The 18,546-nt window shown below is 67.9% G+C and carries 16 protein-coding genes; 8 read left to right on the forward strand and 8 right to left on the reverse strand.

All coding sequences use genetic code 11. From position 1 onward, the window contains the following. Window positions 1-446: 446 nt before the first annotated feature. On the forward strand, window positions 447-992 hold the full coding sequence (locus tag F4553_RS04030; RefSeq protein WP_312875082.1) for an NUDIX domain-containing protein: 546 nt from the start codon (window positions 447-449) through the stop codon (window positions 990-992). A 519-nt stretch (window positions 993-1,511) separates the two neighbouring features. After that, on the forward strand, window positions 1,512-2,675 hold the full coding sequence (locus F4553_RS04035) for a tetratricopeptide repeat protein (RefSeq protein WP_312875083.1): 1,164 nt from the start codon (window positions 1,512-1,514) through the stop codon (window positions 2,673-2,675). A 624-nt stretch (window positions 2,676-3,299) separates the two neighbouring features. On the opposite strand, the gene F4553_RS04040 is transcribed toward F4553_RS04035, so the two are convergent. The 4 genes from F4553_RS04040 to F4553_RS04055 all read right to left on the reverse strand — a co-directional run bounded on the left by F4553_RS04040 (window position 3,300) and on the right by F4553_RS04055 (window position 6,800). After that, the gene (locus F4553_RS04040) at window positions 3,300-4,736 is read right to left on the reverse strand and encodes a prenyltransferase/squalene oxidase repeat-containing protein (protein ID WP_184832156.1); all 1,437 of its coding nucleotides are present in this window, start codon (window positions 4,734-4,736) and stop codon (window positions 3,300-3,302) included. A 147-nt stretch (window positions 4,737-4,883) separates the two neighbouring features. Continuing rightward, a complete protein-coding gene (locus F4553_RS04045) occupies window positions 4,884-5,561 on the reverse strand; it encodes an SDR family NAD(P)-dependent oxidoreductase (protein ID WP_184832158.1) in 678 nt (225 codons plus the stop codon). After that, entirely contained in the window at window positions 5,558-6,160 is a 603-nt protein-coding gene (locus F4553_RS04050; protein ID WP_184832160.1) for a cytochrome P450, read from the reverse strand. The genes F4553_RS04045 and F4553_RS04050 overlap by 4 nt, the downstream gene beginning before the upstream one ends. Continuing rightward, on the reverse strand, window positions 6,147-6,800 hold the full coding sequence (locus F4553_RS04055) for a cytochrome P450 (RefSeq protein ID WP_184832162.1): 654 nt from the start codon (window positions 6,798-6,800) through the stop codon (window positions 6,147-6,149). Before F4553_RS04055 ends, F4553_RS04050 begins: the two co-directional genes overlap by 14 nt. Window positions 6,801-6,899: 99 nt before the next feature. On the opposite strand from F4553_RS04055, the gene F4553_RS04060 reads away from it, so the two are divergent. Next, entirely contained in the window at window positions 6,900-7,745 is an 846-nt protein-coding gene (locus F4553_RS04060; RefSeq protein ID WP_184832164.1) for a terpene synthase family protein, read from the forward strand. A 109-nt stretch (window positions 7,746-7,854) separates the two neighbouring features. On the opposite strand, the gene F4553_RS04065 is transcribed toward F4553_RS04060, so the two are convergent. Both F4553_RS04065 and F4553_RS04070 read right to left on the reverse strand, forming a co-directional pair. Further along, window positions 7,855-8,190: an STAS domain-containing protein gene (locus F4553_RS04065; RefSeq protein ID WP_184832166.1), complete on the reverse strand. Its 336-nt coding sequence runs from the start codon at window positions 8,188-8,190 to the stop codon at window positions 7,855-7,857. A 486-nt stretch (window positions 8,191-8,676) separates the two neighbouring features. Further along, entirely contained in the window at window positions 8,677-9,480 is an 804-nt protein-coding gene (locus F4553_RS04070; protein ID WP_184832168.1) for a class I SAM-dependent methyltransferase, read from the reverse strand. Between the two features lie 309 nt (window positions 9,481-9,789). Between F4553_RS04070 and F4553_RS04075 the strand changes: the two genes are divergently transcribed. Continuing rightward, complete coding sequence (locus tag F4553_RS04075) at window positions 9,790-10,287, forward strand: hypothetical protein (protein ID WP_184832170.1); 498 nt, start codon at window positions 9,790-9,792, stop codon at window positions 10,285-10,287. A gap of 301 nt (window positions 10,288-10,588) precedes the next feature. Here F4553_RS04075 and F4553_RS04080 read toward each other — a convergent pair whose 3' ends face one another. Beyond that, window positions 10,589-11,032 carry an SIMPL domain-containing protein gene (locus tag F4553_RS04080; protein WP_221469686.1) on the reverse strand — a complete coding sequence of 148 codons (444 nt, stop codon included), beginning with the start codon at window positions 11,030-11,032 and terminating at the stop codon, window positions 10,589-10,591. Window positions 11,033-11,241: 209 nt separating this feature from the next. Then, entirely contained in the window at window positions 11,242-11,799 is a 558-nt protein-coding gene (locus tag F4553_RS04085) for a dihydrofolate reductase family protein (protein WP_184832172.1), read from the reverse strand. Window positions 11,800-12,116: 317 nt separating this feature from the next. Here F4553_RS04085 and F4553_RS04090 point away from each other — a divergent pair, with 317 nt between their 5' ends. The 4 genes from F4553_RS04090 to F4553_RS04105 all read left to right on the forward strand — a co-directional run bounded on the left by F4553_RS04090 (window position 12,117) and on the right by F4553_RS04105 (window position 18,486). After that, window positions 12,117-15,056, forward strand: a complete 2,940-nt coding sequence (locus F4553_RS04090) for an AfsR/SARP family transcriptional regulator (protein ID WP_221469687.1) — start codon at window positions 12,117-12,119, stop codon at window positions 15,054-15,056. Window positions 15,057-15,101: 45 nt separating this feature from the next. Then, a complete protein-coding gene (locus F4553_RS04095) occupies window positions 15,102-16,424 on the forward strand; it encodes an FG-GAP repeat domain-containing protein (protein ID WP_184832182.1) in 1,323 nt (440 codons plus the stop codon). Window positions 16,425-16,561: 137 nt separating this feature from the next. Next, on the forward strand, window positions 16,562-17,227 hold the full coding sequence (locus F4553_RS04100; protein ID WP_184832192.1) for a M15 family metallopeptidase: 666 nt from the start codon (window positions 16,562-16,564) through the stop codon (window positions 17,225-17,227). Window positions 17,228-17,760: 533 nt separating this feature from the next. After that, window positions 17,761-18,486 (forward strand): SHOCT domain-containing protein, encoded by a 726-nt coding sequence (locus F4553_RS04105; protein ID WP_184832194.1) that lies wholly within the window; start codon window positions 17,761-17,763, stop codon window positions 18,484-18,486. Window positions 18,487-18,546 lie beyond the last annotated feature (60 nt).

The raw sequence follows: 18,546 nt of genomic DNA on the forward strand, positions 1-18,546 counted from the left end.
CCTATAGCCTGCTACAGCTGACTGCGTCGGCGGATCCATCGTCGGTCGTATCTTCCTGACGGACAGGCGCAGTACCTTCCCGGCTAGCGTGAGCCTGCGTAAACTACACACCCGTTCCTGCGTTAGGACTTCATCGTCCTGCATGCAAACAGTGGTTTGACGGTCAGAGGTCATGGTGACGGTCACCAACCGATACCGTCCACGGGTATCCGTGGCCGTCCGCTGTGGTTCGTGTCTGTAGTCGCTCAGTTAGCCACTACCCGGTTGGCGAGTCGCACACCTTGAAGGCAGCCTGGGCGCACTAATAACTGATGCTCGGAGATCGATGACGGCCGGTACCGTGACCCCGAGCCCTGGCGGCAGTCACTCACAGTGACGCATTTGGTCCTGGGACGCTGGGCTTTCGCCCGCCTGGCGATGTCACATGCTCGCGATAGCTTCCGGCCGTGAATCGCCACGAATTGCGGCGCCGGTCGTTGGAGGCCGCACTGGTCGACGTTGGTAACGCACGTGTCGAATTCGACGACGTCGACGGTTGGCTCGCCGCCGTCGGCGCCAGTCCAGCCGACCCGCTCGGGGCCGAGGTCTGGGTATTCGACACGAGTCTTTCCCAGGTGCTGCTGGTCCTCAATCCCTGGCGAGGCTGGGTCCCGCCCGGCGGGAAGGTTGAACCCGGAGAGGCACCTCGCGAAGCGGCACGCCGTGAGCCGCTGGAGGAGACCGGGGTGGATGCTGAGCTCCTGGCCCGTCCAGCCGCCGCGAGCGTCCGCTCGTATCGTCCGGGCATGCCGGCGACATTAGGTTTGTCCTACGCCGCGATCGTCGACATCGCGACTGCGCTGGTGGCCGAGCCAGGCCAGCCCGCCGCCTGGAAGAACCTGGATCACCCATGGGAAGGCTCCTTCCCCGACGACCCATCTCGCATTCGTCAGCACGGCCGGTGGTTGGCCGGTCTTGCTCGATCCGAGTGGCGCACCGCAGTCCACGATTGACTCCTCAGAAAGGCCGACCGAACACCACGGTGTGATGTGTTGTCCGCCACCCGGCGACCCGTTGTGGCTGTGAGAGTGAGTTCGGGCCCCACCTAGGAGCGGGTTCCGACTCCACATACCGACCTCTGGCGGCTCCGATCGGGAACGAGTAGCGGCCCCGGCTGTGCCGATCAAGCGGCAGGCGGCGGTAGCGGTCGGCGACCGCTCGCCGGAAGGTACCGACGAGGGCAGCATGTCCGGATCTGCCGATGAGCGGATGTTGCAGGTGTCTGGTCGGTGGCTGTGGCGGTGTTCGGGTTTGCGGGATGATTCTGGTGGTTCTGTCCTATTCGGATCTTGGGTTCAAGCTGGGCTTGTGGGGTCTGCCTGTTCGGTTCGGGGTTGCATGGCGTGGGGTGTTGGCGGAGGTCGTGGGAGGGGTGGGGGTTGGTGGATGTGTCGGCGTCGGCCGCGACCGGTGGGGAGGCGGGGCGGTTGGCTGGTGGTGGGTTTGGTGTGGTGGTTGCGCGGTGGGCGGAGGTGCATCGGCTGGCGGTGGCGGGTCGGGAGCCGGAGATCGCTCGGGCCGTAGGACGCCGGGTGGGCAGGGTGTGGCTGAGCCGGTCCCGGTTTGCCGACGTGGCGGCGATGGCGCAAGCGACGCTGACGTTGGGCCCAGACGCTGCCGCTCTGTACCACCTGGGCTGGGCACTGGCGTCCACCGGCAGCCCACGGCAGGCGTTGGACTGCTATATGCAGGCGTTGCCGATCTGGCAGGAGGTCGGCAACCGGACCGGGGAAGCGGCCACGCTGAACAACATCGGCTTGGCGTACAACGGGCTGGGTGACCGGCGGCAGGCACTGGCCTACTACGAGCAGGCACTGCCGATCATGCGGGAGGTCGGTGACCGGGCCGGGGAAGCGACCACGCTGAACAACATCGGCACCGTGTACAACGGGCTGGGTGGCCGGCGGCAGGCACTGACCTACTACCAGCAGGCGCTGCCGATCACGCGGGAGGTCGGCGACCGGGCCGGGGAAGCGACCACGCTGAACAACATCGGCATGGCGTACAACGGGCTGGGTGACCGGCGGCAGGCCCTGACCTACTTCGAGCAGGCGCTGCCAATCCTGCGGGAGGTCGGCGACCGGGCCGGGGAAGCGACCACGCTGAGCAACATCGGCGCCGTGTACAACGGGCTGGGTGACCGGCGGCAGGCACTGGCCTATCACGAGCAGTCGTTGCCGATCCGGCGGGAGGTCGGCGACCGGGCTGGGGAAGCGACCACGCTGAACCACATCGGCATGGTGTACGACGGGCTGGGTGACCTGCGGCAGGCACTGGCCTACCACGAGCAGGCACTGCCGATCCTGCGGGAGGTCGGCGACCGGGCCGGGGAAGCGACCACGCTGAACAACATCGGCGCCGTGTACGACGGGCTGGGTGACCTGCGGCAGGCACTGGCCTACTACGAGCAGGCGTTGCCGATCCGGCGGGAGGTCGGCGACCGGGCCGGGGAAGCCGTGACCCGGTACAACATTGCGATGACCCACCGGGCGGGCGGCGACCTCGACCAGGCCGTCAGCGAACTCGAAGTCGTCGTCGAACTCGACCGCCAGATCGAACACCCAGACCTCGCAGCCGACACCGCCACCCTCGAACAGGTACGCAGCGAACGAGCACAACACCTCGACAAGACCTGAACCACCCCGCCACCCGGTGACGCCCACCAGCAACACTCTGCCCGACGTCCGAACCTGCCGCGATCCGCTCGGCAGTCCGTACGACCAGGTCGGAGACGAGCGACCTCGGTCGTAACCGTGAGTGCATCGGCATACCAACGATGGGTGTCGGCTTGGGTGGGGCCAGCTCTCGCTCGTACGAATCCCCAAGGCGAGAGCCTGGAGCCAGAAATGGCGCGTAGATGGGGCCATCGTTCACCAACAGAGCCAACCAGTTGTCCATCCATTTCAAGCATCCTGCCTGCCCGACCGAATTCTCCGGTGACCGCCACCGCGCGGGCTGGTAGGCAAAGCTACTCTTCGCGCATGGTGTGGTTCACAGTTGATTCGACAACAGCGTGGTTCGTTGTAATAGCCGCAAGTGTCCTGTTGTTGGCTTTTGGGGTGTTAGTGCGCCGCGCCTCAATGCGACGCGATGGAACGCGTGACTGATCTGGATGGTCGAAATCGGCCCCGGGAACGGTGCTTACCTGTAGAACACCCCTTTGTCCCCTGATTAGGAGTATCCGCTCCGGCCGGCGTTTTGGAATGGAGCTGCACGGGCCGTCGCCTCAAGGGACACCCGGCCTCTGTTCCGTCATCGGGTCACCGTCGGGCTGTCCCTTCGATCCGGGACTGCACGTGACCCAGTGCGAGCAGCGCGAAGATATCCGCGAGCGCGGGGACGGTGAAGGTGAAGGGTCGGGGCCCTATCGAGTCCGGTACGGAGGCGATGCCGCCGTCGTCGCGCAGGCTGCCCAGCAGGAACTCCACTCCGCGGGCCGCAGCATCGGACTCGGGCCCGCGCGTCAGTGCGATCACGGCGTATGAGGTGCTGATCGCGTCGCTGGCGTCTCCGATGCGCTGCCCCCAGCCGCCGTCGGGATTCTGGGTGCCGAGGATCGCACCTGACACCTTCGCCGCGATCCTGACGGCGCGGGGATCGTCAGCGGTCTCCCGCTGGGTTGCGGCGAGGACGGCTCGGAACGGTGTGTGGAGCCTGCTGGCGCTCCAGTCCGCCGGAAACGAACCGTCGTCGCGTTGCGAGCGCATGAGGTGACCGAGTGCCTGATCGAGGTGGGTTCGATGGTGTTGCGGGGCGCAGAGGAGCGCGTTCGCCGCCGCCGCGGTCATGCAGGCTTCGGCGGGGGTCGCCGCGTAGGTGGGAAAGCCGCCGTCGGGGCCTTGCCTGCCGCGCAAGTAGGCCAGCCCGCGGCTGATGGCGTTGCGGTAGCGGTGGGGGTCGAGGGCGTGGAGGAACTCGACGGCCACCGACACGTCGTCGGTGTCGGTGAGCTGAACCGTATCGGTGAAGGACCAGCCGCCGTCCGCGGCTTGCCTGCCCACGAGGTGTTCGGCGAGGGGGTGGAGGGCGGCGGGGTCCGTCTGAGCGGCGGTGAGGGCCACCCCTGCGGTCGCGGTGCACCAGGTGTCGACGTCGGAGACGAACGGTATGCCGCCGTCGTGGCGCTGATGGTCGAGCGCTTTGGCGATTCCGGCTCGCACTACGTGGGTCGTGTCCGGGCGGTGGGCGAGGCCGTGCAGCACCGACAGGTGCACGAGCAGGTTGTGCTCCCACACTCCTTCGGCTTGCTGGGTGTCGAGGAGCCTGTTGTGATCATCTGGCGTGATGCTCTCCGGTCGCCCCGTGGCTGCGGCGAGGATCGCCTTCACGGCGGTGATCTGCACTCGCGCCCACGGGTGCAGGCCTTCGAGGGTCAAATCCGCCGGGTCGGGGGCACCGTGGGGCAGCGGTTCGCCCAGTGCGACGAGGAACGCGCACAGGGTGGCGCGCTTGCGATCGACGGTGAAGTCGGGCACCTCTCGGAGCAGTTGCTCGGACAGCAGGCGAGCGGGTTGTCGCCTGCTGTCCAGGAAGCGGGCCAGGGAGTCCCGTGCCGGTGAGGTGTACCCGACGCGGTCCATGAGGCTGAGCAGCAGCGCGGTTTCCAGCGCTCGGCCATGGCAGGGGTCGCGGACGGCCCCGTCGCCGGCGACGCGGGCGAGCACCGCGCGCCGGACGCTGTCGCGGGCCGCGGCCATTCCGTCAGGAAAGCCTTCGGCACTCCACGGGCGTTGAGAGGGGATCGCGGTCACCCTCATCGGTGACACCTCCTGTGCAGTTCCGGTTGCGGTGAGGTCGGGCCCGGGTCGAACCAGGCGACGTGTCGTTTCGTACCGAGGGACCGGTCAGCCGTAGCCGCCGTCGACGTAGACGATCTGGCCGGTGACGTACCGGGCCTCGTCGGAGCAGAGGAAGGACACCACTGCCGCCACCTCGTCGGGGTGTCCGATCTTGCGCAACGGGATCGAGCTCGCGCGGTCGTCGTTCTCAAGGTGGGCGCTGGTGCCGTCGGTGAGGATGAAGCCGGGACCGACGGCGTTGCAGCGGATGCCGCGGGGGCCGAGTTCGAGCGCGGCAGTCCTGGTGAGGGCCTCGAGGGCGGCTTTCGACACCGGGTACAACCCGAGTCCGCCGACCGGCCTGCGGGCGACGACCGAGGAGACGTTCACGACCGCGCCGCCTGCGGGCATGGCAGGGGTGAGCGCCTGCATGAGGTTCAGGGGCCCGAGCAGGTTGACCTGCAGTACTTCGCGTGCGGCGGTGGCGGACAGCAGCGGCTCGAACCGCCAGATGCCGGCGTTGTTGACCAGCACGTCGCACACCTGGACCTGTTCGGCGAAGGCGGAGACCGCGTCGCGGTCGGTGACGTCGACGACGGCTGGTTGCGCACCGCATTCCCGGCAGGTCTCGGCGAGCAGTTCGGCGTCCACGTCCACAGCCACGGTGCGGTGCCCGTCGGCGATGAGCCGGCGGAGGATGGCCCGGCCGATCCCGCGGGCCGCCCCGGTGACCACCGCCGTCACCGCTGCACCCGGACGGGGAGCTGTGCTCGGCCGCGCAGCAGGAACCCGGGCAGGTATCGCGGTTCGTGGTCGGCGACTTCGATCCGGCGAGTGCGGGCCGCCAGGGTTTGCAGGGCGATTCGGCCCTGCAGGAGTGCCAGTCCCGCGCCGAGACAGGCGTGGATGCCGTGGCCGAACGCGATGTGCCGGTGCAGGTCGGCGCGGTCGGGGTCGAAGCGGTCGGGCCGGTCGAAGACCGCCTCGTCGCGGTTGGCCGAGGCGAAGGAGACCAGGACTGTCGCTCCGGCGGGCAGTGCGGTGCCGCCGAGGAGCGTCGCGCAGGTGACCCGGCGGGGCATCTGCTGGACAGGGCTGCACCACCGCAGGGCTTCCTGGGTGACCCGGGTGGCGTGGGCCGCGTCGGCGCGGAGCCGCCTCCACTCGGCCGGGCGGTCGCAGAGCAGTGCGACCGCCTCGGCCAACAGGCGGGTGGTGGTTTCGTTCCCCGCGACCAGCAGCGGTCGGATCAATCCGAGGAGTACGGCCAGGCGTTCGTCTGGGTCGTCGACGGTCTCGTCGACGGCCGCCACCATCCGGCTCAGCAGGTCATCGCAGGTCATCGCCGGGATGGCGGCGGCGGGCGGCGCATTCGTGCGCCATGACGGCGTCGAACTCCGCCCGGTCGTGCTCGCCGCTCAGCAAAGCCTCGGGGCCGGGAGAGGCGCCGACCGACAAGGTCATGGCGGTGGTCCACCGCCGGACCTGGTCCCGGTGCTCCGGTCCGAGCCCGAGGACCCCGCAGATCGTCGACACGGGCAGCGGGACGGCGAGGTGCCGGACGAGGTCTCCCTCGTCGGGCAACGCCGCCACCAGTTCCTCCGCGACGGCCCGCACCCGGCCGGCGGTCCAGGCCAAAGCCCGGGGGGTGAACGCCCGGTTGACCATCCGGCGGTAGCGGTCGTGATCCGGTGGGTCATTGTTGAGCAGGGTGTGGATCGTCCGGGGACGGCCTTCACGCAGTCTCGCGAGCTGCTCGCGGACCTCCGGTGGCGGCGGGGGCCGCTTGTCGGTTCTGGAGGAGAAGCGGGCGGGGTCGGCGAGAACCTCTCGGGCCAGGTTCATGGTCGCGGCGAAGTACAGGTCGCGTCCGGGTACCGGGCACAGCGGTGCTTCGCGGCGCATCTGCGCGTACCACGGATATGGGTTCCGCTGGAACACCGGGTCGTCGACATCAAGCCGCGACAGCTCGACAGCGTTCACGAATCCATTAGCGGCCGGGTCGGGCACACGGGATAGTGCCTGTTCCGCAGGACGGAACACTATCTTGTCCGGCTCTGCCTGGCCGCGCACCATCACCGCATGGAGCTTGTCGGGTGGGCCCGCGCCTGGGACCTGGTCACCACCGCCGAACAGGGGCGGCGGTTGGACGCGATGCGCCTGGCGGAGTTCGCCGCGGACGCGCTGCCCGGCGGCGATACCGCCGAGCGGGACCTCGTCGCTCAATGGTCAGCTTTCATCTGCATCGTCGACGACGAACTCGACACGACCGAGCTGGGACGGCGGCCCGAACGTGTCCGCGCCGCGATGTCGGCCCTCATCGCCGTCCTCGACGGGCATACCGCAGCCCCCTGCCTGCCTGCAGCCGAGGCGGCACTCGCCGACCTGTGGGCGCGGACAGCACCGAGGATGACACCGCAAGGGCGGTCCGCCTTCGTCACCCACTACCAGGACTTCGCTGCCGCTCTCGTGGCTGAGGCCGACCTGCGATCCAGCTCGAGACGACCTACCCTCATCGCATACCTGCCGCTGCGTCACCGGACCATCGCCATCTACCCGGTGATCGACATCGTGGAGTGCCTGGCGTTGCATTCGGCACCGCCCGATGCACCGGACCTGCGAGAGGCCCTCGTCGACGCCATCGCCATCGCCAACGATCTCGCCTCCGCCGGCAATGACGCCTCGCACGGGCACCACAACCTCCTCACCGTGCTCGCCGCTGAAAGGAACTGTTCTGCCGCCGACGCCATCGCGGAGGCCTCCCGGATGCTCAGCCAGAGCCTGCAGCGGTTCCGGACCGCTGCCGCGCGATCGGATCCGGCTCATGCCGCTGCGCTCAGTTGCCTGCTGACCGCCTGCGTGAAGTGGAACGACACCACTGGACGCTTTCTGATCGACCAGCGTTCCAGCGCAGCCGGACAGCGCTGAGACGGCAGCCATCTGCCGGTGACGAAGCAGGGCGCGCTCCTCCCTGTCTCGACTGTCGGGGTTGCAGGCAGATGGCCAAGCACGATCCCGGTCGTGCGGGACCTTCCCCTCAGTGCCGGCCCACCGCGCCACCGACGCCGAGGAGGTAAGCCGTCCCGGTAGCGTCGATGACAAGTCGCACGATGGACTGCACGTTGACCAGCGCAAAGGGGACCTTGACTGCCTCTGCGCGCCGCGCGGCCGCTGTCAGACTGGCCAGTCCTGCCATATCCAGGAACGACAATTCCGCGCAGTCGACGCAGACGGCGGCGTGGCCGCCGTCGACGGCCGCCATGAGGCAGACGAACGCATTGGACGCACCGGATATGTCGAGCTCGCCCGCGATGGAAACCACACAACGCCCGTCCACCACGGACGACGCAAATGTCGCCAACTCGATCTTCACGGCCTCCTCCCTGGAGGCCCTTATGCCCCGTGGGTAGAGGGTGAAACACGCCAATCGCTGAACGGGCAACGGGCATGCGTCGTCGCAGCCGTTGCGGCTGTCCTCACGGGGGATAATCCGACCATGCGAATAGGAAACAGCGAGGTCCGCTTTCTGGGAGGCGGATGGGGATGCCTGATAATGCTACTGGTTTCAGTCGTCGCCTCGGTGCTTTTGACCATTCTGGTCAACTTCGTCCTCTGACGGCACGGCCGACGGCTTAGGACTGTTCCAGCGAGGTCGCAGTGCTGTTCGGAGACGGCACGACCCGGCGGCCGGCCTCGGTGGACCACTCCACCATCACGGCGCCACTGGTGCTGATCAAGTGCGGTCGCTGCGCTTCCGCAACGGGACCGGGAGCAACGACTCCCTCGACGCCCTCGCTGAGTGCGCTCGTTCTATGAGTGCACTCAGCCGAATCCGACGACCGCTACCGATGGAAGCGATTCACCGGACACGCTCGGCGAGCCTCAGCTCCGTCAGGTAGCGCTTGACGACCTGGCCCCCGTAGTTGACGTCTATGAGCCGCGCGATGGAGTTCAGCAATGCGCTCTGCTGCGGGTCCGGCAAGGCACGGTGGCCGGAGTAGGTCAACAGAAGATCCAGGTACTCCGCCGTCGAGTACGGCAACTCCCACTCGTATCGGTGGAAGCTCGCAGGCCCGAACCGCTCCGACGAGGTCAGCTCCCGATCATCCTCCGCGATGTCTTGAGCACCCGTAAGACGCAGGCCCGGCGGGGTCGACGGATCGAAGCGCTCGTAAAGCTTCTGAATCTCCACGAAGAACGCCTCGGTCCAGGTGCCACCGGCGATGTGGTGGGTTCCCACGGTGGCCAGCAGACCACCGAGACGCAAGGCGTCAGCAGACTTCGACACCCGCACGGCCGGATCGATCCAGTGAAACGCCGTCGCGGAGAAGACCACGTCGAACGGTTCCCCCGGCAAGGACCACTCCTCGAACGCTGCCGTCACGACCTCCACCGAGTCGAATCCGGCGAGATTTCGTCGAGCCACAGCGGCCAGGTCCGCGCCCAACTCGACGGCCACGATCCGGTAGCCCCGTTCCGCCAGCGGCACGGTCGCCTGCCCAGTGCCACAGCCGATCTCCAACACCCTCGCCCCGGGCGCCACTCCGGCCGCAAGGAGATCATCGAATATCAGTTCCGGGTACCGGGGCCGCGCACGGTCATACCGTTCAGCATCCTCGTTGAAAGTCTCTCGCAGACTCACATAGTCATCGCTACCGCTCACCCAGAAAGAGTACGAGTCCCGCTCCTACGGCAGGCACTCCATTGTCAGTGCCTGGCTCGCCGGGGCGCTGCAGCTCGCCCGCCTGTGACGCGTGCGGGTACCGGGCCGACCGGGGCCTTCATGCCGCGGTACCCCGTAGTCGTCGAGGACGGCGCGGCTGATGTCGAGTGCAAGCTGTAGCCCCGCGGCGCAGGCCCACCACACCGGCTGCCTATGCCAGGGCCGCCTGCACATCCAGGGCAGCGGCTATGCGCCGCGGGCAGGGCTCTGTGATCATGACGACGGTTCCTGGCAGTAGCATGCCGGGTTATGACTGATGGGCTCAAGGTGTTCGTATATCAGGTGAACACCGGTGAAGGTGAGCGCGGTTTCGTCTCCGTCCTCGAACCCGACTGGGTCTTCAAACACGGTCTGCATCCAGAAGCGATCGTGGGCTCACTGCGTGAGGGCGTACATCTCGACCAGGCCGGCCCGGAAGACTTCCAGGAGAATCCCGCGTTCGTGCGGCTGTTGTCGGGAGTGCTCTTCGACCATCTCGACCAGGACGAGAACCTGCAACGCGAGGCCGGGATCCAGGCCGAAGGGTACGTGTACCTGCTCGACGCGCGGACCACCGACCCCGGCGGCCGCGTGCCGCCGGAAGACATCATCGGCGCCGTCGCCGTCACCGGTGGTCAGATCGTGGCCGACTCCTACCAGCACAACTCCCGGCACCGTCTGCTGACCGGCAAGGGATGGTTCCGCCTGCCCCAGCAACTGGAGATCCTCCTGCTGCAGCAGCTACGGGCCCGGCCTGACAGCCAATGACGATGACCGTCGTCGTCACTGCGGCAACGGATACGGGCAGGCACCGGGCGGCTGGCGAGCTTCGCCGACAAGCATCCTGATGCAACAGGCCTGTGAGTTGTCAGTCTTGCGCCGGAGCGAAGCCGAGTATCACCGCCGCCGAGACCACCACATGTCCCGGGGCGAGGTCCTGATCCGAACCCGCTCCCGAGACGGAACCGTGGCCGCGATACCGTTCCGCGCCGACCCGGTCGGGGTCTACGTCCTCGATGTGGACCACGGCGCCGAGGCGGACGCCGGCCGCTTCGGCGACCAGCTCGGCCTACTGGCGGGCGGCCGCGACCGCCTTTCGGCGGGCATCGGCGCGGAGATCGCGCTTGGCAGCGACATCGAAGTCCACTCCTTCGATGTCGCGGGCGCCGACTGCGACAAGGTCGATCAGCAACGACTCCACGTCGTCCAGATGCGACGACTCCGCCGCAAACCCCGCCTGGCACCGGTAGCCCAGGAATACCCGTACTCCGTCCCGATGGGTCCAGGCCGTCGTGAGGTCCAGCCGGGACCCGTCGACGGCGGCATCCGGGACGCCCTTGTCCCGCAGCACACCCCGCACGCTGCGAATGGCGGCGCTGGCGGCCTCGAATGCGGCGGACGGCGTCTGCTCCGTTCGGACGATCTGGAACCGGACCCGGACGAGGTCGGGCAGGGCCTTCACGCTCGCCGCGCCGTAGGCGCTGACACCCCACGGCCGTTCGATCATCTGCATGACCACGATCAAGGCAGAGACGCTCAAGCGCCGAACGAGGGGAATCCCGCTCACCGCCATGCGCAACGGCACATGCACGGAACGTAGCCGGCCCGGCGACGAGATCGCCGGAGATGACACCGACCGCTCATTCCGGGCGGCGAGCGCCCCGTCGAGGGTCGATCATGCCCGGCGCGAACTGAAGGACCGCTCCACGCGGCCGGTGCCGCTCAGCGGGTGCGGTAGCGCGCGTAGATCAGTCCGCTGGCGAACGCACGCTCCTCGACCAGATCGAGGTCCAGACGCACGCCGTCGGGGAAGAACCGCTTGCCGCCGCCGACCACGCTGGTGGTGATGAACAGGTGGTATTCGTCCACCAAGCCGGCCTTGATCGCCTGGGCTGCGAGGTTCGGTCCGTCGACGGTGAGGTCGTGTTCGGCTTCGGCCTTGAGCGCGCGTACCGCGTCCGGGTCGAAGGTCCGCTCGATCCTGGTCTTCGCGCTGGACACCGAGTCCAGCGTCGTGGAGTACACGACCTTCTCCGCGGCCTGCCAGTCATGGGCGTACTGCAGGATGTGCGGCGGCTGGTCGGGCACGGTGTGCGCGGTCTCCCAGTAGACCATCGTCTCGTACATCCGCCGCCCGTAGAGGTACGTGCCGACCGGGCGGAAGAGGTCGTTGACGAAGGTGTGCACCTCCTGGTCGTCGGCCCCGGTGCCGAGGCCGCCCTCCGCCGCCTCGGCGTAGCCGTCGAGTGAGGTGATCATCGAATAGATGAGCTTCGCCATGTGTCTCCTTCCGGCTCGAACGCTTCACTCTACCGGCGGCGCGAGCAGCCTGTTGCCGTTGCGTCGAGGCGCGCGGTGTCGATGGCGGCCGAGCCAGCCGGACTCCGGTCGGTCGGCTTGCGGACAGGCTGCCGCTTTCCGCGGTGGCAATCTCGGCGGGGCCTGCGGTCATCGCGGCCTGGTGCTTTCCAATACCGAGCGCATGACAGGCGGCAGCGTGGGAGCGGCCGGGCTGCGTGCCTCGTTGATTGACGCTCACCGCTGAGCCACATACGTTCAACGCAGCCGGAAATACGGGGGGCGTGTTGAGGTTCAGGTTGCTCGGCTCGGTTGAGGTGTGGTCTGGCGAGACGTCGGTGCCGCTCGGCGGGGCGAAACCGAAGGCGTTGCTGGCGCTGCTCATGCTCGAACGAGGCCATGTCGTGGCCACCCACCGCCTGATCGACATCATCTGGGGCGAGGATCCGCCGGAGACGGTTCGGTCGCTGATCCAGGTGTACGTCTCGACGCTGCGCCGCAACCTGGCCGACCACGGCCTGCCTGACGTGATCGTCACCCAGGCGCCGGGCTACGTGTTGCAGGTTCCCGCCGAGGCGGTGGACCGAGACGTTTTCCTGCGCCTGGTCGAGCAGAGCCGTACGGTGACGGGAGCCCAGCGGGTCGGGCTGCTGCGCATGGCACTGGAGCTGTGGCGGGGCCCGGCGCTGGGCGGGCTGGAGCAGGCGGTGCTGGTGAGCGAGGCGCTCCGCCTGGAGCAGCAGCGACTGTCCGCCACGGAGGAGCGGATCGCCGCAGAGCTGGAGCTCGGACTCCACGACCAGCTCGTCGGCGAGCTCGCCAGGTTGGTGGCCCAGCACCCGGCCAACGAGCGATTGCGTGGGCAGTTCATGCTCGCGTTGCAGCGGCAGGGCAAGCAGGCCGACGCGCTGGCCACCTTCCGCGAGTGCCGCGAACACCTCGCCCAGGAGCTGGGGTTGGACCCCGGGCCTGAACTGGTCGCGCTGCATGAGGGCATCTTGCGTGGGGACCTTCAGCAAAGGCAGCATCGGGTACCCACCCAGCTTCCCCGCGTACCGGATGATTTCACCGGCCGAAGCGAGGAGATCACCGTCCTGACCCGCCCGGGTCGAAGCAGGCTGCAGATCATCGCCGGGCAGGGTGGCTGCGGCAAGTCGGCCTTGGCAGCTCACGTCGCCAGGTCCCTGGCATCGTGGTATCCCGATGGCCAGTTGCATGCCGAGCTGCGCGGAATGAGTGACAACCCGGCCGAGCCCGCTGAGGTGCTGGCGCGCTTTCTGCGAGCGTTGGGCGTGGAGGCGGGCCGGATACCGGAGTCCACCGTCGAGCGGGCCGAGCTGTTCCGGGGCCTGCTGGAGGGCAGGCGGGTGTTGATCCTGCTCGACGATGCGCGCAACCTGGCTCAGATCCAGCCGCTCATACCGGCGACACCGCAGAGCTCAGTGCTGATCACGTCTCGGGACCGGCTCACCGGTCTGGCCGGGGCGCAGCTGACCGAACTCGGCGTCCTCGCTGCGGGGGAGGCGATCGAGCTGCTCAGCCACGTGGTCGGGGAACAGCGTGTGCGCCAGGACCTTGATGCGGCGCGGCAGATTGTGGGGCATTGCGGTGGGCTCCCGCTCGCGATCCGCATCGCCGGTGCCCGGCTCGCCAGCCGCGGCCGACTGCCGCTGAGCTGGCTGGCCGATCGGCTCGCCGATGAGACACGCAGGCTCGATGAGCTGTCCATCCAGGATATGGGCGTACGGGCAAGCATCGAGCTGAGCCACCAGGCCCTCGACTCGGTGAGCAAACTGGCGCTGGGTCGGATCGGATTCTTCGGCGTACCCGACTTCGCGGCGTGGACCGTGGGCTGGCTTACCGGGGTGTCTGAGGCGGACGCGGAAGATGTGATCGAGCGCCTGGTCGATGCCCAGCTCGTCGAGTTCTCGGGAGTGGATCGGCTGGGCAACCTGCGCTACGGCCTGCACGACCTGGTCCGCATCTGGGCCAGGGAGAACGCAGAGGCTACCGAGCCGCTCGAACAGTTACGAGCCTCGGTGACCAGGGTCCTGATCGGCTGGCTGTCCTATGTAGATCGTGCCGCCAAGGAGACGCAGCCTGACGACATTCGCTGGCGGGTGACGCGAGATCACGGTGTGGTCGGTCCGCCGCTGGACGACCCGCGCGCCTGGTTCGAAGCGGAGCAGATCTGCATGGTGGCCGGGGTGGAACGGGCGGCGGCGCTGGGTCTGCACGAGCTGGCCTGCGACTTCGCGCCCGAGCAGTACTCGGCCGTGCTGAGCGGGGCCAATCGCTTCGACACCCGCGCCCGGATCATCGACGCGGTGCTCAACGCGGCCCGCACCGCCGGGGACCTGCGCATCGAGGCGGTGATGACCGCAGAGATGGGCCAGTTGCGCTACCTGCACGACCGGTTCGACGAGTCACGCCTGCTGTTCCGGGAGGCACTCGGGCGCTTTCGCGAGCTGGGTGACGAGCGTGGGCAGGCAGCCACCTTGGCCGGGCTGGGCGCGGCATGCCGCGAATCGGGCTTCCTGCTGGAAGCACTGCACTTTCTGGACCAGGCGGTCGGCCTGCTGCGGGGTCTCGACGACGACATCGGGATCGGCTATGCCCAGCGCCTAGCCGGATCGGTGCGCCTGGAAGCAGGTGATTTCAGCCAGGCCCTGGCAGACCTGCAGGAGGCCCTGAGCTGCTACCAGCGGGCAGGTAGCCGCCGCGGCGAGGCGCTGACGCTACGCACGCTCGGGCTCTTCCATCGGGCTCTGGGCAACTACGCCGAGTCGATCGAGCTGTGCGGCCGATCGCGACAGATATTCAGCGATCTCGGCGACGAACTGTTGGAGGCCTTCGCCGTGCGGGCCATGTGCAAGGCACGCTTCCGGCTTGACCCGAGCGACGACGTACGCGAAGAGCTCGAATGGGCGCTGGAGGTCAGCCGGACGATGGAGGACCGCTGGGGGCAGGGCGCGACGCTGCGCGTACTCGGCGAGTGGTATCTGGCCCGAGGCGAGCTGGACCAAGCCGAGGCCCAGCTCATCGCGGCCAGGGAGGTTCTATCGGTTTTGGAGGCCCCGCTGTGGACGGCGCGCACCGAACACGACCTGTCCCTGGTGTACGCCGCGCAGGGCAGAACGGACCTGTCGGCGGAGCTTGAATCGCGAGCACTGAGCGCCTTCCACGACCGCAATGCGCGGGAGTATGCCGAGCTCACCGGCACTAAACCGAGCGGTTAAGCCGCGCTTTAGCGGAGTTTTGGCGCCTGCCCGCAGTCTTTCGGCATGACAAACAAAGCGCTTACCCGAGTCCTCACCACCGCATTGGCCGCCATTGCCGCAGCCGCCTTCGGCATCGTCGGCGGGGCCGCCTCCAGCATGACGGCGACTCCGCAGGCCGCCCACGCCGCGTCCTCGCTCGGCGGACAGATCAGCCGCCAGGAGATCCTCGACCGCGCCGCGCACTGGCTCAGCACCAACCCGGTGACCTACAACCCGAATGCCACCGACAAATGGGACGTCGGCAATACGAGAATGTATCGACGCGACTGCTCCGGGCTCATCGACATGGCCTGGCACCTCAATGCCGACCCGAACTCGGTCGGCCTGGGAACGAGCACCTACGCCAATCCGGTCGCCAAGCAGGATCTGAAGGCAGGCGACATCCTGACCGTCGGCGGAAGCGGCCCCAGCGGACACGTGGTGCTCTTCGCCCGGTGGGCACCGGCGTATCCAACCTTCGAGTACTACTCGTTCGGCAGCAACGACGTCAAATACCGCACCGCCAGCCTCACGTCGGGCACCATCGATTCGTGGACCGCCACCAACTACAGCGCGTTCGGGTACAAGAACGTTGTCGACACCTACAACGGACACATCCCGGTAGCCGGGGACTGGAACGGTGACGGCACCACCACCATCGGCAGCTGGGACACCGCGTCGAGCACCTTCTACCTGAAGAACTCCAACAGCTCCGGTGCCGCTGACTACGTGTTCGGCTACGGCTGCAGCGGGTGCGGTGACATCCCGGTGGCCGGCGACTGGAACGGCGACGGCATCGACACCATCGGCATCTTCCGGCCCAGCTCAGGCCAGTTCTACCTGAAGAACTCCAACAGCTCCGGCACCGCCGACTACATCTTCAGCTACGGCGGCGCGGGGCACTACCCGGTGGTCGGCGACTGGAACGGCGACGGCATCGACACCATCGGCACCTACGTGGCCAGCGCGGCCACGTTCTACCTGCACAACTCCAACAGTGCCGGCACCGCCGACTACGTCTTCGGCTACGGCGGCGGCGGGCACAAGCCGGTGGTCGGCGACTGGAACAACGACGGCATCGACACCATCGGCACCTACGTACCCAGCGCGGGCACCTTCTACCTGCACAACTCCAACAGCGCCGGCACCGCCGACTACGTCATCGCCTACGGCGGCGGCAGCCACGTCCCGGTCGCCGGCGACTGGAACGGCGATGGCGTCACCAGCATCGGGACCTGGGAGACCGGCGGCCACACGTTCTACCTGAAGAACTCCAACAGTGCCGGCACCGCCGACTACGTCTTCGGCTACGGCTCGGCCGGTTCGGGTGCCCCGTACCCCTACTAGATCTTCGTAACTCGTCCCCGGGGGCACGGACCATGCGGTCCGTGCCCCCGAACGCGCGTTGACCCGCCGGGTTTAAGCAACTCTTTAGCGGCCCCGGTCATTGTGCTCGGAAAGCCAAACCCAACCCGAGGTAGATCATGTCCGACATCATGCTGCTAGGCGATCAAGCCATCAGCGCCATCGCCGTGCACGAGTGCGGTGAACCGCTTCAAGACCTGCGCCGGGCACCCGCCCTGCGCCTCGACCCGAGGCTCGCCGACCCGGCCGGCGAGTACGCCCACCTCCGCGCGGGTGTCGTGGACCGGCTCGTCACCGCCCAGACCATGCTGCCGATCGGCATTCGACTGCTCATCGTGGAGGGCTACCGTCCGCTCGAGGTGCAGGCCGACAGCTACACACTGCGGTTGGACAACCTCACTCGGGCCCATCCGCACCGCAACGCCGCCTGGCTGCGCCAGGAGACCAGCCGCTTCGTCGCCCCGCCGGAGGTTTCCGGGCACGTCGCGGGCGCCGCCGTCGACCTCACCCTGTGTGATGCCGACGGCGCCGAGCTGTGGCTCGGCTCGCAGCTCAACGACATCGCGTCCGAGGCGTGCTACACCGATTGCGCCGACCTCCCGCCGCAGGCCCGGCGTCACCGCAACGAGCTGGCCCGAGCCCTGCAAGCGGTGGGCCTGGTGAACTACCCGACGCAGTGGTGGCACTGGTCCTACGGCGACCGCTACTGGGCGTTCCACACGGGTGCGCAGGCGGCCAGGTACGCAACGATCGCACGCTGGATCCAACCGGACGACGCCGGTTAGCATGGCCCGCTCAACCTCGGCACGTGGGTGCACGCTGCGGCAGCGACGTGACCGGAGCAGATCTGTCTGTCGAACCAGACGGGCACACCGGCGGCAACCGGAACTCCGGCCAGCCGCTCGGCATAGGCGGTCCCGTTACGGCGGCTATAGCAGACGACCACGTGATCCGTTGAGATCGCGCCCGGGAGTCCGCCAAGCGGGTGACGTGCCTTGGATGATGTTGCCGGTGTAATCTCCGGCGTGGCTTACCATCCAACGGCGTCGTCGACAGCGGACCGACCGGTGTCGCCAGGGCGACTGCCGTTGACCGGTCCAGGACGAACCACGCCTCGGCCAGCCACCAGGCAAGGCCAAAACCGCCCACTCCCCCCATAGCAAGCATTCAGCACAATGACCTGCCCGCCACCTGACTCCTACTGGTCACCAGACTGAAGTTCCACCCCCGAGATCCGACACCCTGTGAGAAGGACCAGTAGGAAGGATGGCCTGGTGGCACACCCTTCGAAGTATCTGAAGCCCATTCTGGAGCGTGGATGAAGCCCGTCGTACGTGAAGTCGCCTGCCTGGTGATCGGCCTGGCCGGCGTCGTGCTGCTGGGCATCGGGCTCAACCAAGTGCTCGACATCGGCAGCTGCGCATCAGGCGGCCCGTACGAGATCGCGCGTCCCTGCCCGGAGGGCTCGGATGCCTTGTTCTGGCTGTCGATGGCCGGTGCGCTCATGTGGATCGCAGGGATCATCGTGAGCAGAAACAACTTCACCGCACCGGGCGCCGGGCAGTTCCTGTGGACGGCCGGCTTCGCCGGCGGCGGCGCGGCCATGCTGATCAAGGTGCTTACCCAGGAGTCGATGCCGCCGGACGCGCGCCTCGGTGCTTCCATCGTGGCTGCGGTGTTCATCCCGATGGGCCTGGTCGTCGGGGTCGTCGGAGTCGTTCAGCTGGTCCGCCGCCGGCGCGGCGACGGGTCACGGACCAAGGGCGGCGGCTCGCGGCGGTCCGGCGGTCCGGCGAAGGCCCCGCGCGACCCCTGGTCGCGGCTGAAGGCCCTCAACGATCTGCGGAGTACGGGAGCCCTCACCCGCGAGGAGTTCGACGCGCTCAAAGCCGACCTCACCGTCGCGGAACCGAGGATCGATCGCGTCGCGATGATCCGACAGTTGGCCGACCAGCGGGACGCGGGAGCCCTGAGCACAGAGGCGTTCGAGGTCGGCAAGCGCCGCATCATGCTCGGAGAACAAGCCGGCTCGTCCCAGCGGTGACCCACCGGCGGCCGATCCACACAGACCAGCCGCCACCACCGCGCCTGTGCGGGTTGCGCG

The organism is Allocatelliglobosispora scoriae, from assembly GCF_014204945.1.
GTDB lineage: Bacteria > Actinomycetota > Actinomycetes > Mycobacteriales > Micromonosporaceae > Allocatelliglobosispora > Allocatelliglobosispora scoriae.

What these genes read in the sequence shown, in the direction of transcription:
- F4553_RS04075 (WP_184832170.1), top strand. Translation starts at nt 9,790, where the DNA reads ATGACTGATGGGCTCAAGGTGTTCGTATATCAGGTGAACACCGGTGAA.
- F4553_RS04100 (WP_184832192.1), top strand. Translation starts at nt 16,562, where the DNA reads ATGTCCGACATCATGCTGCTAGGCGATCAAGCCATCAGCGCCATCGCC.
- F4553_RS04095 (WP_184832182.1), top strand. Translation starts at nt 15,102, where the DNA reads ATGACAAACAAAGCGCTTACCCGAGTCCTCACCACCGCATTGGCCGCC.
- F4553_RS04105 (WP_184832194.1), top strand. Translation starts at nt 17,761, where the DNA reads ATGAAGCCCGTCGTACGTGAAGTCGCCTGCCTGGTGATCGGCCTGGCC.
- F4553_RS04080 (WP_221469686.1), bottom strand. Translation starts at nt 11,032, where the DNA reads ATGCAGATGATCGAACGGCCGTGGGGTGTCAGCGCCTACGGCGCGGCG.
- F4553_RS04050 (WP_184832160.1), bottom strand. Translation starts at nt 6,160, where the DNA reads ATGACCTGCGATGACCTGCTGAGCCGGATGGTGGCGGCCGTCGACGAG.
- F4553_RS04060 (WP_184832164.1), top strand. Translation starts at nt 6,900, where the DNA reads ATGGAGCTTGTCGGGTGGGCCCGCGCCTGGGACCTGGTCACCACCGCC.
- F4553_RS04085 (WP_184832172.1), bottom strand. Translation starts at nt 11,799, where the DNA reads ATGGCGAAGCTCATCTATTCGATGATCACCTCACTCGACGGCTACGCC.
- F4553_RS04040 (WP_184832156.1), bottom strand. Translation starts at nt 4,736, where the DNA reads ATGGCCGCGGCCCGCGACAGCGTCCGGCGCGCGGTGCTCGCCCGCGTC.